Below are 15,600 nucleotides of genomic sequence, written 5' to 3'. Positions count from 1 at the left end.
AGCGCAGCGTTAGGCTGCGCTGCCGTCTCAACACGTGAAGATCTTGCCGGGATTCATCAGATTGCGCGGATCGAGCGCGAGCTTGATCGCGCGCATGACGTCGATCGCGTTGTCGCCGTGCTCCTTCGGCAGGAAGCGCATCTTGTGCAGCCCGACGCCGTGTTCGCCGGTGCAGGTGCCGCCCAGCCGCAGCGCGCGCTCGACGATCCGGTCGTTGATGCGCTCGGCTTCGTCGAGTTCCTCGGGTTTGTCGGGGTCGATCAGGATCGCGACGTGGAAATTGCCGTCGCCGACGTGGCCGACGATCGGGCAGGGCAGCGACGATGCGCGCAGGTCGACTTCGGTTTCCTCGACGCACGCGGCGAGCTGCGAGATCGGCACGCACACGTCGGTCGTCACCGCGCGGCAGCCGGGTTTGAGCTGCAGCATCGCGAAATACGCGTTGTGACGCGCGGCCCAGAGCCGCGTGCGATCTTCCGGGCGGGTCGCCCATTCGAAGCCCTGGCCGCTGTTTTGGCCCGCGAGCGCCTGCACGAGTTCGGCCTGTTCCTTCACGCCGGCTTCGGTGCCGTGGAATTCGAAGAACAGCGTCGGCGCTTCGGTGAGCGTGAGGTTCGAGTGGCGGTTGATCGAGCGCACGGCGAGCGCGTCGACGAATTCGACGCGCGCGATCGGCACGCCGATCTGGATCGTCTCGATCACGGTGCGCACCGCGTCGCCCATCGTCGGGAACGTGCAGATCGCGGCCGACACGGCTTCGGGCAGCGGATGCAGGCGCAGCGTGATCTCGGTGATCACGCCGAGCGTGCCTTCGGAGCCGACGAACAGGCGCGTGAGGTCGTAGCCGGCCGACGACTTGCGTGCACGCGAACCCGTCTTCACGACGCGGCCGTCGGCGAGCACGGCGGTCAGCCCGAGCACGTTCTCGCGCATCGTCCCGTAGCGCACGGCGTTGGTGCCCGATGCGCGGGTCGCGGTCATCCCGCCGATGCTGGCGTCGGCGCCCGGATCGATCGGGAAGAACAGGCCGGTGTCGCGTAGCGCGTCGTTGAGCGCCTTGCGCGTGATGCCCGGTTCGACCGTCACGGTCAGGTCTTCTGCGTTGATCGACAGCACGCGGTGCATTTCCGACAGGTCGAGCGACACGCCGCCGCGCACGGCGAGCAGGTGGCCTTCGAGCGACGAGCCGGCGCCGTACGGGATCAGCGGCACGCTGTAGAGCGCGCACAGCGACACGACCTGGCGGATTTCGTCGGCGTCGTGCGCGAACACGACGGCGTCGGGCAGTTGCGGATCGAACGGTGATTCGTCGCGGCCGTGATGGGTGCGGACGGCGTCGGCGGTCGACACGCGCTCGCCGAAGGCGGCGCGCAGCGCATCGAGCATCGCGGGCGGGAGGGGGCGGCGCGTGGTGGCCGGCGTGGCGGGATGATTCACGTATGTCTCCTTGGCGGGGCGCGGTTGGCGCTGTTGCGCCGGCCACGCTCCCATGCTTCGCGATCGACCGGACCCGGCGCGTCGCGCCTGCCCGATCCCGCACATCGACCGCTTGTCTGACGGATGCCGCAGCGACGCGGCGTCGGCTCATTCTACGCTGCAACGTCCGCTGCGGCCGCCGCCGCGGGCTGCGATAATCGCGTTCCAACGCAACCGGGCCGCGTCGCGGCCGCGCACGAGAGGACATTCGCATGGGCAACCGCTTGAGCAAGATCGCCACGCGCACGGGCGACGATGGCACCACCGGCCTCGGCGACGGACGCCGCATCGGCAAGGACGACGCACGGATCGCCGCGATCGGCGACGTCGACGAACTGAACTCGAACCTCGGCGTGCTGCTCGCCGAGCCGCTGCCGGACGACGTGCGCACCGCGCTCGTCACGATCCAGCACGACCTGTTCGATCTGGGCGGCGAGCTGTGCATTCCCGGCCATACGGTGCTGGACGACACGCACCTCGCGCGTCTCGACCAGTGGCTGGCCGACTACAACGCGACGCTGCCGCCGCTGAAGGAATTCATCCTGCCGGCCGGCTCGCGCGCGGCGTCGCTCGCGCACGTGTGCCGGACGGTGTGCCGCCGCGCGGAGCGCTCGATCGTCGCGCTCGGTCGCACCGACGCGCTCAATGATGCGCCGCGGCGTTACGTGAACCGGCTGTCGGATCTGCTGTTCGTGCTGGCGCGCGTGCTGAACCGCGCGGGTGGCGGCTCGGACGTGCTGTGGGAGCGCGGGCGGGTGCGCTGACGCGCGGTGTCGTTTTTGCGCACTGCGACAATTTGCCCGAGGAACGTCGATTTTTAAACATGTATCGTATATGCATGTTTAACGGAGAACGAACATGACCCACATCACCGCTGACCAGATGGCCCGTGTGAAGGCCACCGCCCCCGTCCTCGCCGAGCACGGCGCGACGATCACGAAGCATTTCTACCAGCGCATGTTCGCGCGTCATCCGGAACTGAAGAACCTGTTCAACCAGACGCACCAGAAGACCGGCAGCCAGCCCGAAACGCTCGCGAAGGCCGTCTACGCGTATGCGGCGAACATCGACAACCTCGGCGCGCTGGGCGGCGCGGTGTCGCGGATCTCGCACAAGCACGCGAGCCTGAACATCCGTCCGGAGCATTACCCGATCGTCGGCGAGAACCTGCTCGCATCGATCGTCGAAGTGCTCGGCGACGCGGTCGACGCGGAAACGCTCGAAGCATGGCGCGTCGCATACGGCCAGCTCGCGCAGATCATGATCGGCGCCGAAGCCGACCTGTACGCGAATGCGGCATGGAGCGGCTTCCGCCCGTTCAAGGTCGCGCGCAAGGTGCGTGAAAGCGACGAGATCACGTCGTTCTACCTGACGCCCGCCGACGGCGGCGACGCGCCGAAGTTCGAACCGGGCCAGTACATCTCGGTGAAGCGCTTCGTCGGCGACCTGGGCGTCGACCAGCCGCGCCAGTACAGCCTGTCCGACGCGCCGCACGGCAAGTGGCTGCGCATCTCGGTGAAGCGCGAATCGGGCAAGGCCGAAGCGGTGCCGGCCGGCAAGGTGTCGACGCTGATGCATGACGGCGTCGAAGAGGGCGCGATCGTCGAAGTGACCGCGCCGATGGGCGATTTCTCGCTGAAGCGCGATGTCGATACGCCGGTCGTACTGATCTCGGGCGGCGTCGGCATCACGCCGATGATGTCGATGGCGTCGACGCTGATCGCCGAAGGCAGCAAGCGCGAAGTGCGGTTCGTCCACGCGTGCCGTTCGGGCGCGGTGCATGCGTTCCGCGACTGGCTGAACGACACGGCGCGCGAGCACGCGAACGTCAAGCGCACGGTGCTGTACGAGCTGGTCGGCCCGAACGACCGAGTCGGCGTCGATCACGATCTGGAAGGGCGCCTGACGCCGGAACGCGTGCAGCAATACGCGCTGGTGCCGGATGCCGACTACTACATCTGCGGCCCGATCGCGTTCATGAAGGCACAACGCGATGCGCTCGTCGCGCTCGGCGTCGCGCCGGAGCGTGTGAACACCGAGATCTTCGGCTCGGGCGCGCTCGAGTGATGGCCTGACGATTGTTTTCCGGCCTATGAGCCAAGCCCGGCGCGAGCCGGGCTTGGCTTTTTGTCGGGGGCAGGGCGTCAGGCGCGCAGCATCAGCGTGGCGTGATAGCGCCACACTTTGGGATCGGCGCTGACGAGCGGCATGCCTTCATGGAGTGCCTGCGCGACCATCACGCGGTCGAACGGATCGGCATGATCCGGAAAATCGGGTAGTGCGGCGACACCTTCGACGTGATCGCTGCTGATCGGCAATTCCGCAAAACCTGCGAGCCGGAATGCCGAACGCGCATCGCGCGGATGAACGGGCAGATTGCCTTTGCGGTACTTGATCGTGATTTCCCAGATGGACGCGGCGCTGACGTACAGCGTGTTTTCGGGATGTTCGATCAATGCTGCCGCGGTCGCCGAAAGTTGAGGCGCCCCCTCCGCCGCCCATAGCGCGATGTGCGTATCGAGCAGCAGCTTCACGGTGCGAGCCCCTGGTCCGAACTGGCATCGAAGTCGGCGGCAATCGATTCGTCGCCGGTATTGAATGCCTCGACGGTGGTCGGGATATTCAGCCCGGCAAGCAACTGACGGGCTGCACCGATGCGCTTCGGCGCAGCATAAGGAACGATCCGGGCAACCGGATGACCATTGCGGGCGATCACGACTTCGGATTCACGCCCCGATTCAAGCGCTTCGACGAGGCTCGAGAGCCGTGACTTGGCATCGTGCATGTTGACGGTCGGCATGATCGCCTCCCTTGGTTAGCTAAATGATGTTAGCTAGTCTAGCAGGCCGAAACGACAACTGCAGGCTGGCCGCATGGCCAATCCGCCGCCAGGCGGCCAACCTGTTTGCGTCCGTCAGTTCCCGCTGCCGCGCGCCACGCGGCGCGCCTTCACCGATTCCGCGAGACCTTCGAGCACCTTCACGCTGTCTTCCCACGCGATGCACGCGTCGGTGATGCTCTGGCCGTAGGTCAGCGGGCAGCCTTCCTTCAGGTCCTGACGCCCCTCGACCAGGTGCGACTCGATCATCACGCCGACGATGCGCGCGTCGCCGGCCGCGACCTGGCGGCCGATGTCCGCACACACGGGGATCTGGTTCTCGTGCTTCTTCGAGCTGTTCGCGTGGCTCGCGTCGATCATCAGGCGCGCGGCGAGGCCGGCCTTGCCGATGTCCGCGCATGCGGCGTTCACGCTTTCCGCGTCGTAGTTCGGCGCCTTGCCGCCGCGCAGGATCACGTGGCAGTCCTCGTTGCCGGCCGTCGACACGATCGCCGAGTGGCCACCCTTGGTCACCGACAGGAAATGGTGCGGCTGCGACGCGGCCTTGATCGCGTCGACCGCGATCTTCACGTTGCCGTCGGTGCCGTTCTTGAAGCCGACCGGGCACGACAGCCCCGATGCCAGCTCGCGGTGCACCTGCGACTCGGTCGTGCGCGCGCCGATCGCACCCCACGAGATCAGGTCGGCGATGTACTGCGGGCTGATCATGTCGAGGTATTCGGTCGCGGCCGGCAGCCCCATTTCGTTGATCTGCAGCAGCAGTTCGCGCGCGGTGCGCAGCCCTTCGTTGATCTTGAAGCTGTTGTCCAGGTGCGGATCGTTGATGAGCCCCTTCCAGCCGACCGTCGTGCGCGGCTTCTCGAAGTACACGCGCATCACGATTTCCAGCTCGCCCTTGAACCGGTCGCGCTCCTTCACGAGCCGACCCGCGTACTCGATCGCCGCCTTCGTATCGTGGATCGAGCACGGCCCGACCACGACGATCAGCCGGTCGTCCATCCCGTGCAGGATGCGGTGCATCGACTGGCGCGAGGTGTAGATCAGCTCGGACGCGGCTTCGGAGCACGCGAATTCACGGATCAGGTGGGCGGGCGGCGTCAGTTCCTTGAGTTCGCGAATGCGGACGTCGTCGGTATTGTGCGGGGGCATGCTGTTTCTCCTGGTTTTCCGGGCGCCGTTCGGTCAGTGCGCGTGCGGCAGATTCATCAATTCGGGCAATTCAGTGGTTTCGGTCGGGGCCGCGGATCCGTTGCGGCGGCGACCGGCTGGCGAAGGGCGAAAAAAAACCGCCGGGTTCGCCGGCGGTTTTTTCGGGAATTTCGGTTGCGCTTTACGCGCCATCAACCCTCTCGATCCGCCAGCGGTCTGAGATGCCAAAAAAAGTAAAAATAAAACTTGGCGGACATGACGGAGATTCGGTTCGTCAAAAAAGTTGATTCGGAATTTATACCCCGTCGCCGTGCGGCTGGCAACCGGGGTCAGTCGAAAATGCGGACAATCCGCGCGTTTTCTTCAAAATGCGCGGATTGTCTGCGCCGCGATGCGGTTATGCCGTACCGCCGACCGTCATCCTGTCGATCCGCAGGGTCGGCTGGCCGACGCCGACCGGCACGCTCTGGCCTTCCTTGCCACACACGCCGACACCCGAGTCGAGCGACATGTCATTGCCGATCATGCTCACGTCCTTCAGCGATTCCGGGCCACTGCCGATCAGCGTCGCGCCCTTCACCGGGTAGGTGATCTTGCCGTTCTCGATCATGTACGCCTCGGACGCCGAGAACACGAACTTGCCGTTCGTGATGTCGACCTGGCCGCCGCCGAAGTTCACCGCGTACAGGCCGTTCTTCACCGACGCGATGATTTCCTGCGGATCCTTGTCGCCGTTCAGCATGTACGTGTTCGTCATGCGCGGCATCGGCAGCGCCGCGTACGACTCGCGGCGTGCGTTGCCGGTGACCGGCATCTTCATCAGGCGTGCGTTCAGCGTGTCCTGGATGTAGCCCTTCAGGATGCCGTCCTCGATCAGCGTCGTGCACTGCGTCGGGTTGCCTTCGTCGTCGATGTTCAGCGAGCCGCGGCGGTTCGGCAGCGTGCCGTCGTCGACCACTGTCACGCCCTTCGCGGCGACCCGCTCGCCAAGCCGGCCGGCGAACGCGGACGAACCCTTGCGGTTGAAGTCGCCTTCGAGGCCGTGGCCGATCGCCTCGTGCAGCAGCACGCCCGGCCAGCCCGGCCCGAGCACGACCGTCATCGCGCCGGCCGGTGCGGGGCGGGCGTCGAGGTTGACCAGCGCCGCGTGCACGGCGTCGTCGACGTAGCGCGACAGCACTTCGTCGGTGAAGTAGCCGTAGTCGAAGCGGCCGCCGCCGCCGCCGGAGCCGATTTCTCGGCGGCCGTTCTGCTCGGCGATCACCGTGACCGACACGCGCACGAGCGGGCGGATGTCGGCGGCCAGCGCGCCGTCGCTGCGCGCGACCAGCACGACGTCGTATTCGCCGGCGAGGCCTGCCATCACCTGCGTGACGCGCGGGTCGCGGCCGCGCGCCATCTTCTCGATGCGCTCGAGCAGCTTGACCTTGGCCGTCGCGTCGAGCGACGCGAGCGGATCGGACGGCAGGTACAGGTCGCGGCCCGAGATGCCCTTCAGCGACGTGGCCGCCTTGATCTTCTGGCGGCCGCCGCCGGCCGCCGCGATCGCCTTGGTGGCCGCGGCCGCCTGGGCGATGGCTTCCGGCGACAGGTCGTCCGAGTAGGCGAATGCGGTGCGGTCGCCAGCGACTGCGCGCACGCCGACGCCCTGATCGATGCTGAAGCTGCCCGACTTCACGATGCCTTCCTCGAGGCTCCACGCTTCGCTGCGGGTTGCCTGGAAGTACAGGTCAGCGTAGTCGACGCGATGCGTGAAGATGTCGGCGATCGTGCGCGTGAGCAGGCTCTCGTCGAGGCCGTACGGCGTGAGGAGGATGTCCTTCGCCAGCGCAAGGTTGCGGATGCCGGGTTCGATGATGTTCATGCGGGTATCGAGGGTTCTCAAAAAGTTGTCGGGTGCGTTCTGGACAGATGGGTTTGGCCGGGCGTCGTTTCAAGCGCCGCGGTGGTTCGGCGGTTCAGGCCAGCACGCGATGCCGCCACGCGGGCAGACTCTGGCGCACGTCGGCGATGCGCTGCGGATCGACGACGCCGGTCACGACGCTCGCGCCTTCGTCGCGAACCGCGACGATCTCGCCCCACGGGTCGATCAGCATGCTGTGGCCCCAGGTGCGCCGGCCGTTCTCGTGCTTGCCGCCCTGGGCGGCTGCCAGCACATAGCATTGATTCTCGACGGCCCGCGCGCGCAGCAGCATTTCCCAATGCGCGCGGCCCGTCGTATACGTAAACGCCGACGGCACGACGATCAGCGCGCAGTCGCCCATCCTGCGGTACAGCTCCGGAAAGCGCAGATCGTAACAGACCGACAGGCCGACCCGCCCGAACGGCGCGTCGAACGCGACGACGGTGTTACCCGCGCGGATCGTGCGCGCCTCGTCGAACGATTCGGCGCCTTTCTCGAAGTTGAACAGGTGGATCTTGTCGTAGCGGGCCGCTTCGTGGCCGGACGGATCGAACACGAGCGTGGTGTTCAGCACGCGATCGGGCTCCGGCGCCTTCAGCGGCAACGTGCCGCCGATCACCCAGAGGCCGTGTTGCTGCGCGGCTTCTGCAAGAAAGCGCTGGATCGGACCGTCGCGATAGGGCTCGGCGAGCGCGAGCTTGTCGGTGTCGCGGTGGCCCATGAAGCAGAAATACTCGGGTAGCAGCACGAGCTGCGCGCCTTCGCCGGCGGCTTCCGCGATCAGGCGGCGGGCTTCGGCGAGATTGCTCGCGACGTCCGGCGTGCTCACCATCTGCAGCGCGGCGACCCGCAAGGGCGTGGCGGAACGGGTGTGATCGGTCATCGCAGGATCGATTGCGTCATAAATGGGGTGCGGCCCGGCACCATGCGCGGATCAGTGGCTCGCCGCATTGGCCGGCCCGTGGTTCATCTTACCCTGATCGCCTTGCACCCGCTCGATGTGCGGATGCGCCCACGAGCCCGTGATCGAGTAGTCGAGCGCGAACGCATGCGACAGCGTTTCCGACAGCGCGTAGTTCGCGGCCAGCACGCCGATGCCGAGCAGTGGGTTGATGACCGCGGCCGCGATCGCCGCCGCGCCGGCGCCGATTTTCGGCGCGACGTGCGCGTGCAGGTCCTGTGTCTCGTGACCGAGGTCGACCGCGCCGCGCACCGTCACGTTGGCGGGCGCCGTCGTCATCGAGAAGTCATCGGTGCGCGCGATCCCGTTCGAAATCCGGCCGGTGCCCGTGATCTTGTCGAACGGCAGTCCCTTGCCGACTACGTCGCGGAAATTCAGCGTCAGGAAGCGGGCGAGGCTTTGCAGGCTCAGCACGCCGAGCAGTTTCGCGGCGCCCGGGTCGACCTTCAGGATCTGGCCGTGCTCGAGGTCGAGCGCGACCTGGCCGCCGAACGACGGGAAGTCGACCGCGGTCGGGCCGCCGCGCCAGCCGACCTTGCCCGTGATCGTGCCGTGGCCGTCCGCCAGCGTGCGCGGCAAGCCGACGCGGTCGAGCAGCGCGCCCGCATTGCCGATGTCGAGCTTGAAGTCGAACACGCTGCGGCGCGGCGCGTCGGTTTCGTCGACGCCGCGGGCCAGCGCGCGGCGCGACGTGCGCCAGTTGCCGGTTGCCGTCAGCTTCGCGGCCGGGTTCGCCAGTTCGAGCTTGTCGAGCTGCCACACCGGCGCGCCGTCCTCGTCGATGTTGCGGGCGTTGACGACGAGCCGGCCGATGTCGTGATCGCGCGCGACGACCTGGTCGACGATCAGGTCGACCGACGGCATCGGGCGGTCGGTCGGCGTCGGCAGGTTCATCGCGCGGCCGACGAGGTCGTGCTGCGCGCTTTGCGGAATCACGAGCTTCGCGAGCCGCGCGTTCAGCACGCCCGCGCCGTTGTGGCCGCCGCCCGGCGCCCACGACAGATAGCCCGATACCTGGTTCGACGCGACGTTCGCCTGCCACAGCTCGTCGACGTGCGACGCGCCGACGATCACGTTCTCCCAGTTGCGCTTGAGCAGCTTCAGCGTGCCGAAGTGGAGCGCGAAGCGCTTGGGCGTGAAGCTCGCGAAGTCGACGTGCGGCGCGTCTTGCGGCTGCGGTTGCGGCGTGCGCGTCGCGTCCGACTGCAGCGTGCGGGCCAGCGCGATCCACGCGTCGGCATCGAGTTCGTCGACGTCGACGGCCGCGCTCACACCGTCCTGCGGCATGTCGGGCATCCGGTGGATGCCCATCGCGCCGCGCACCGCGCGCAACGGCGCGCCGGGCGTCGCGTCGAGCAGGTAGCTCGCGGACACCGGGCCGAGCGTCAGGTCGGCGTGTTCGAGGCGCTTGCCGTCCGTCTGGGCCGCCGGCTGCAGCGTGAAGTGGAACGGCATCGGCGTGCCGGCCGGCTTCGCGAATGGCGCAGGGAAGTTCAGGGCGACGCCCGTCAGGTCGGAGTGCGCGGTGACTTCGGGCAGCCGGCCCGGCGCGCCGCGCACGGCGAGCTGGTACGGCGCGTCGCCGACCACGTGCTCGAGCAGCGCCGCGGCCGTGCCGCGCAGGTTCAGCCCGCGCGCGGCGTCGAGCGCGAGCTTGCCGTCGACGTCCACCGCATACGGGCCATGCGACTGGAAGTTGCCGCTCGCCCGCACCGGGCCGCCAAGGAAACGCCCCGACAGGTCGTGCAGCGATGCGCCGGCCTCGGTGAAGCGCACGCTGCCGTGCAGCGCGGACAGCGGCGGCACGCCGTCGGTCGACAGCGTGTTGCCGCCGAACGCGAGCGCGCCTTCGATGTGGGTGTGCGGATGCGGCACGTGCTGCGGAATCGTGATCTTCAGCGCGAGCGACGCCGGCCCCTGCGCGTCGATCCGCTGGCCGATGTGTCCGCTCATCGTGCCGAGCGAGCTGTTGTCCGCGTAGTCGATCAGGTCGGCGAGCGGGCCTTGCGCGTGGCCGTCGATGATGAGCGGCGACTTTGGCGGATTGCCGAGATCGTCGATGCGGCCGATGACCTTCGTCAGCACGACGCGCTTGTAGTGTGCGCGCGCGATGTCGAAGTGCAGCTTGTTCTGCGCGAGCTCGAACACGCCGTCGATCCCGTCGAGCGCCGGCCAGACGCTCGGCGTGCCGTTCGCGAGCTTGCGCGGCGGGTAGGGCGTCGGCTCGAAACGCCCGCCGGTGAACGGCGCGACGATGTGGAACACGCCGGCATCCGGCTCGTGTTCGAACGGGAATTTGTCGAGCGGGCCACGGGCGACGATCGACGCGCCCTTGGTCACCTGGCCGCCCTGCAACGCATGGCCGAGATAGTCGCGCAGGTGATCGGACATCCCGGTCGGCAGGTAGCGCGGAATGCGCGCCACCGACGCGCGCGCGAAATCCGCCCGCAGGTCGAGCGAGCCGCGCCCGTGGCCGGGGTTCGTGTACGAGCCGGATACCGCGATCTCGGCATCGGGGTTCGACACGAGCAGGTCGGGCAGCGTCACGTCGACGCGCGCGTGCTTGTCGCCCGGCGCCGGCGTGACGACCCATTTCGCGTTGCCGCGCAGCCGGTCGAAGGTCAGGCGCGGTTCGTCGAATTCGCCGGGCACCGTGACGGCCGCATTGACCGTGTCGAAGTGCGCGGTGCCGCCCGTCTCGTTCGCGTCGATGCGGCCCCACAGGTTCTCGACGCCCGGCCAGCCGGCGCGCGGGTGGCCGCGTGGGGACAGCCCCGGCGGCGGTTCCTGCGCGGCGACGCTGATGCCCTGCAGGTCGCCGAGGAAGCGGTAGCGCACGATCGGCGCGGCGCCGGTGCGCCGCTCTTCGTCGGCGAGGTCGGCCCGCGCCGGTTTCGCGCGTTCCACCTCGATTTGATAGTTCGACACCATCCCGCGCGGGTCGAGCTTGATCAGCTCGTTGCGCAGGCGCGCCGGCAGCGGCAGCCCGCGGATGAACTCGCTGAGGATGCCCAGATCGACGCGATCGCCGACGACGCTCAGCAACTGTCCCTGATCGACGGTCGGCACGCGGTAGCGGGCGGTCAGCGTCGACAGCGCGAGCGAGCGGGCGAGCGGCGTGCCGTCTGGAAGCGGCGGCTGGCCGAGCTCCGCGTTGAAGCGCGTCAGGTGCAGCGTGTAGTCACGGCCGGCGTCGAGCGCCATGTCCCAGCCGAACCCGACCGTCGGCACGTCGAGGCGCGGCTGGGTCGGCCGCACCTGCAGCACGACGTCGGCGCCTTGCAGGTCGCCGCCTGCCGAGCGCAGGTGGCCGTCCTGGAAGGTTGCCCAGATCGCGTTGTCGATCCGGCCCGCATGGGCCGTCAGCGGCAGGTCGAGATAGCGGCCGAGCGTTTGCAGGTCGACGGGGCCCGTCGACAGATACGCGTCGCCGGTCCAGTTCGACGGCTTGCCGATCGGCGCGAGCCGCTTGTGCTTGAAGCGCGCGCGGAAATCGAGCGGGCCGAGCAGCAGCGTGCCGTTCGCGGGCGCCTGCAGCGCGGCCTTGTGGATGCGGCCGTCGTTGAGCACCGCGAGCCGGATGCCCGACAGCGCGAGTTCGGGCGCATTGTGCTGCGCGTCGCGCCAGCGCAGCGTGCCGTTGCGCAGCACGATCGCTTCCTGCTTCAGCAGCCAGGTGCCGAAGGTATCGTTGCCGCCGTGAGTGGTTGCGAAGCCGACGCCCGCGACGCTCAGCGAGCCGTCGGCCGCGCGCGCGATCACCAGATCGGGGTGGTCGACGATCAGGCTCGACAGCGCGGGCGATAGCCGCAGCAGCGACATCCACGACAGCGCGGCGGTCGCATGCGGGACCGACAGCGCGATCTGGCCGTCACGGCCACGGATGGTGAGGTTGGTGACTTCGACGCCCGGCTGCATGCCGGACCAGTGCGGAGACAGTTTGCCGATCGAAAGCTGCGCGTGGAGCTTGTCGGACACCGCGCGCTCGATGCGCGGGCGGAATTCGTCGATGCGCGGCAGCAGGACGTAGCGCAGCCCGAGGAACGCGCCGGACGCGACGAAGTAAGCGCCGACCCCGACTGCCAGCGTCACCCTGAACACGCGACGCAGGACCGGATGATCGTGCTTCGGAGGTCCCGCTTCGGGCGCAGCTACGGCGGATTCCTGACGGTCGGACATGCGGCGGACGGGCGGCGATATGGTAGTTTTGCAGACTGACGTTGAAATGTATCACACGGGTCCGTGCCGGCGGCCGTAGCGGCAGCTCGGCACGGGCTTTCCGGCGCGCGGTTTCGCGGCGGCGCACGTGCGCCGCGCGACACCGCGCCGAGTCCATGGGGCCTGTCGGCAGCGGAGCGCGCACGCGTTTCCCGGCGCGGCGGGCCTTACCGCCAGGCCCGTTTCTCGATGACCGACGCTTCCGCCCTGATCAGCCCGTCCTATTCCCGCTACATCGCCCGCGCGGCTGCCGCGCGTCCCGCGCTGTCCGACCAGATCGCCGCCTGGGCCGCCGCGCCGCTCGGCCGCGCGCAGCTCGACGCGCGCCTGACCGAGCTGCTGGTGCCGCCGGCCGGCTCGGCCGCGCCGAGCGACGAGCAACTGAAGCGCGCGCTGCGGCAGTTGCGTGCCGAGGTGTTCGGCGCGGTCGCGGAGCGCGACCTGCGCGGCGTCGCGGACGTCGCCGAGGTGACGGGCGCGATGACCGATCTCGCCGAAGTGACCGTGCAGCGCTCGCTCGCGCTGCTGTCGGATGAACTCGAGGCGATGTACGGCGAGCCGCGCAGCGCCGACGGCCAGCGCGTGGTGCTCGGCGTGGTCGGAATGGGCAAGCTCGGCGGGCGCGAGCTGAACGTGTCGTCGGACATCGACCTGATCTTCGTCTACGAGGACGACGGCGAGACGACCGGCGGCACGCGCGCGCCGCTGTCCACGCAGGAATACTTCACGCGGCTCGGCCGGCGCGTGATCGGCGTGCTGTCCGAGGTCACGGCCGACGGCTACGTGTTTCGCGTGGACATGCGGCTGCGCCCGAACGGCGATTCGGGGCCGCTCGTCTGCAGCCTCGGAATGCTCGAGGAATATTTCTACGTGCAGGGGCGCGAATGGGAGCGCTACGCGTGGATCAAGGGGCGGCTCGTGTCGGAAGGCGACAGCGACGCCGCGCAGCGGCTCGAGTCGCAGCTCGAGGCGATCGTCAAGCCGTTCGTGTACCGCCGTTACCTCGATTTCGGCGTGATCGGCGCAATCCGGTCGCTGCATCAGCAGATCCGCCAGGAAGCCGCGCGCCGTGCGTCGATGCGGCCCGACAAGGCCGACGACATCAAGCTCGGGCGCGGCGGGATCCGCGAGATCGAATTCAGCGCGCAGGTGTTCCAGCTGATCCGCGGCGGTCAGGACGCGGAGTTCCGCGTGCGGCCGACGCTCGCGGTGCTGCGCCATGCGCAGGCGCGCGGGCTGATCGGCGAGGACGTGCGTGAGCACCTGACCGATGCGTACAACTTCCTGCGCGCGCTCGAGCACCGGCTGCAATACCGCGACGACGCACAGACGCACGCGATGCCGGTCGACCCGGACGAGCGCGCGGCGCTGGCCACGTCGCTCGGCTTTGCCGACTATGCGGCGCTGATGACCGTGCTGGATGGCCATCGCACGTTCGTCGAGGCGCAGTTCGATCAGATATTCGCCGACAAGGTGAACGGCGGTGGTCCGTGCGCGGCGGGCGAAGATACGGCGGCCGCGTGGATCTGGAGCAGCGCGCTCGCCGACGACGGCGAGGACGACACGCTGCTCGCCCGCCTCGGCGGGCTGGGCTTCGCCGATCCGGCCACGGTGCTCGCGCGGCTGCGCGCGATCTGGCAGTCGTCGCGCTACGCGGGCCTGCCGGAAAAGAGCCGGCAGCGCTTCGACAGCGTCGCGCAGCGCGCGCTCGACGCCGCGCCGCGGATCGATGCCGCGCGCCGTGACGACACCGTCGTCAGGTTGTTCGACCTGCTCGAGACGGTCAGCCGGCGTGGCGTCTATCTGGCGCTGCTGACCGAATATCCGGCTGCGCTCGATCGCGTGCTGTCCGTGCTCGGCGCGACGCGCTGGGGCGGCGGCTACCTGATCCGCCATCCGCAGCTGCTCGACGAACTGCTCGACGACGAAGCGATCGCGAGCCCGTTCGACTGGCCCGCGTTCAAGGATGCGCTGCGTGCGCGCCTCGCGGCAGCCGACGGCCCCGAGCAGCAGATGGACCTGTTGCGGCATGCGCAGCACGCGGAGGTGTTCCGCATCCTGCTGATCGACCTGGCCGGGCAGTTGTCGGTCGAGCATGTCAGCGACCGCCTGTCCGAGCTGGCCGATGCGGTGCTCGACGTGACGATTGAAGTGGTCTGGTCGCAGCTCGCGAAGCGCCACCGTGACGTGCCGAAGTTCGCGGCGATCGCGTACGGCAAGCTCGGCGGCAAGGAGCTCGGCTACGCGTCGGATCTCGACCTGATCTTCCTGTACGACGACCCCGACGAGCGCTCGGCGGACGTCTACACGACGTTCACGCGCCGGCTGATCACGTGGCTCACGACGGCGACCGGTGCCGGTGCGCTGTTCGACATCGACCTGCGGTTGCGACCGAACGGCGAGGCCGGGCTGCTCGTCACCGATCTCGACGCGTTCCGCCGCTACCAGTTGCGCGAGGGCGATGCGGCGAACACCGCGTGGGTGTGGGAGCACCAGGCGCTGACGCGTGCGCGCTACAGCGCGGGCGACGCGCAGATCGGCACGGACTTCGAGGCGATTCGCCACCAGGTGCTGACGACACCGCGCGACGGGGGCGTGCTCGCGAAGGAAATCGTCGACATGCGTGGCAAGGTGTTTGCCGGCCATCCGAACCAGACCGAGCTGTTCGATTTGAAGCACGATCGCGGCGGGATGGTCGACATCGAGTTCATCGTCCAGTACTGGGTGCTGCTGCATGCGTCGAGCGATGCCGAGCTGATCCGCAACACCGGTAACATCGCGCTGCTGCGCGAGGTCGCGCGCTTCGGGCTGATGGGCGAGGACGAGGCCGAGCGCGTCGGTGCGGCGTACCGCAAGTACCGGAAGCTGCAGCACAAGCTGCGGCTCGACGGGATGGAAAAGGCGCGGGTCGATCCGGTCGTGGTGGCCGACGAGCGTGCCGCCGTGACGGCGCTGTGGGCGCGCGTGTTCGGCGCGGTTGAAACGGGCGTTTGAGTCGAGTGTTTGAGGCGGACGTTCGAATCGACGGGGCAGGGCGGACGTGATCGAGCGGCC

The 15,600-nt window shown here is 68.4% G+C and carries 10 protein-coding genes; 3 read left to right on the top strand and 7 right to left on the bottom strand.

Annotated features, from left to right (window positions below; all coding sequences use genetic code 11):
• Positions 1-27: 27 nt before the first annotated feature.
• Positions 28-1,437, bottom strand: coding sequence for an FAD-binding oxidoreductase (locus BX604_RS04165; protein ID WP_098552696.1), 1,410 nt, complete (start codon positions 1,435-1,437; stop codon positions 28-30).
• A gap of 251 nt (positions 1,438-1,688) precedes the next feature.
• On the opposite strand from BX604_RS04165, the gene BX604_RS04160 reads away from it, so the two are divergent.
• Both BX604_RS04160 and hmpA read left to right on the top strand, forming a co-directional pair.
• On the top strand, positions 1,689-2,240 hold the full coding sequence (locus tag BX604_RS04160; protein ID WP_098549703.1) for a cob(I)yrinic acid a,c-diamide adenosyltransferase: 552 nt from the start codon (positions 1,689-1,691) through the stop codon (positions 2,238-2,240).
• A 94-nt stretch (positions 2,241-2,334) separates the two neighbouring features.
• Positions 2,335-3,543, top strand: coding sequence for an NO-inducible flavohemoprotein (gene hmpA, locus BX604_RS04155; RefSeq protein ID WP_098549702.1), 1,209 nt, complete (start codon positions 2,335-2,337; stop codon positions 3,541-3,543).
• A gap of 77 nt (positions 3,544-3,620) precedes the next feature.
• On the opposite strand, the gene BX604_RS04150 is transcribed toward hmpA, so the two are convergent.
• The 6 genes from BX604_RS04150 to BX604_RS04125 all read right to left on the bottom strand — a co-directional run bounded on the left by BX604_RS04150 (position 3,621) and on the right by BX604_RS04125 (position 12,507).
• Positions 3,621-4,010, bottom strand: coding sequence for a type II toxin-antitoxin system VapC family toxin (locus BX604_RS04150; protein WP_098549701.1), 390 nt, complete (start codon positions 4,008-4,010; stop codon positions 3,621-3,623).
• Complete coding sequence (locus BX604_RS04145) at positions 4,007-4,276, bottom strand: type II toxin-antitoxin system Phd/YefM family antitoxin (protein WP_098549700.1); 270 nt, start codon at positions 4,274-4,276, stop codon at positions 4,007-4,009. Before BX604_RS04145 ends, BX604_RS04150 begins: the two co-directional genes overlap by 4 nt.
• Before the next feature lie 114 nt (positions 4,277-4,390).
• Positions 4,391-5,464, bottom strand: a complete 1,074-nt coding sequence (aroG, locus tag BX604_RS04140; RefSeq protein ID WP_098549699.1) for a 3-deoxy-7-phosphoheptulonate synthase AroG — start codon at positions 5,462-5,464, stop codon at positions 4,391-4,393.
• Positions 5,465-5,861: 397 nt separating this feature from the next.
• Complete coding sequence (tldD, locus tag BX604_RS04135; protein WP_098549698.1) at positions 5,862-7,328, bottom strand: metalloprotease TldD; 1,467 nt, start codon at positions 7,326-7,328, stop codon at positions 5,862-5,864.
• Between the two features lie 94 nt (positions 7,329-7,422).
• Positions 7,423-8,250: a carbon-nitrogen hydrolase family protein gene (locus BX604_RS04130; RefSeq protein WP_098549697.1), complete on the bottom strand. Its 828-nt coding sequence runs from the start codon at positions 8,248-8,250 to the stop codon at positions 7,423-7,425.
• A gap of 51 nt (positions 8,251-8,301) precedes the next feature.
• Complete coding sequence (locus BX604_RS04125; RefSeq protein ID WP_098549696.1) at positions 8,302-12,507, bottom strand: YhdP family phospholipid transporter; 4,206 nt, start codon at positions 12,505-12,507, stop codon at positions 8,302-8,304.
• A 228-nt stretch (positions 12,508-12,735) separates the two neighbouring features.
• Here BX604_RS04125 and glnE point away from each other — a divergent pair, with 228 nt between their 5' ends.
• A complete protein-coding gene (gene glnE / locus BX604_RS04120) occupies positions 12,736-15,540 on the top strand; it encodes a bifunctional [glutamate--ammonia ligase]-adenylyl-L-tyrosine phosphorylase/[glutamate--ammonia-ligase] adenylyltransferase (protein WP_098549695.1) in 2,805 nt (934 codons plus the stop codon).
• Positions 15,541-15,600: the final 60 nt, after the last annotated feature.

The organism is Burkholderia sp. JKS000303 (assembly GCF_002563755.1).
GTDB classification, from domain to species: domain Bacteria; phylum Pseudomonadota; class Gammaproteobacteria; order Burkholderiales; family Burkholderiaceae; genus Burkholderia; species Burkholderia anthina_B.
This window is presented reverse-complemented; position numbering and strand designations above follow the sequence as displayed.

What these genes read in the sequence shown, in the direction of transcription:
- tldD (WP_098549698.1), bottom strand. Translation starts at nt 7,328, where the DNA reads ATGAACATCATCGAACCCGGCATCCGCAACCTTGCGCTGGCGAAGGAC.
- glnE (WP_098549695.1), top strand. Translation starts at nt 12,736, where the DNA reads ATGACCGACGCTTCCGCCCTGATCAGCCCGTCCTATTCCCGCTACATC.
- hmpA (WP_098549702.1), top strand. Translation starts at nt 2,335, where the DNA reads ATGACCCACATCACCGCTGACCAGATGGCCCGTGTGAAGGCCACCGCC.
- aroG (WP_098549699.1), bottom strand. Translation starts at nt 5,464, where the DNA reads ATGCCCCCGCACAATACCGACGACGTCCGCATTCGCGAACTCAAGGAA.
- BX604_RS04130 (WP_098549697.1), bottom strand. Translation starts at nt 8,250, where the DNA reads ATGACCGATCACACCCGTTCCGCCACGCCCTTGCGGGTCGCCGCGCTG.
- BX604_RS04160 (WP_098549703.1), top strand. Translation starts at nt 1,689, where the DNA reads ATGGGCAACCGCTTGAGCAAGATCGCCACGCGCACGGGCGACGATGGC.
- BX604_RS04125 (WP_098549696.1), bottom strand. Translation starts at nt 12,507, where the DNA reads ATGTCCGACCGTCAGGAATCCGCCGTAGCTGCGCCCGAAGCGGGACCT.
- BX604_RS04145 (WP_098549700.1), bottom strand. Translation starts at nt 4,276, where the DNA reads ATGCCGACCGTCAACATGCACGATGCCAAGTCACGGCTCTCGAGCCTC.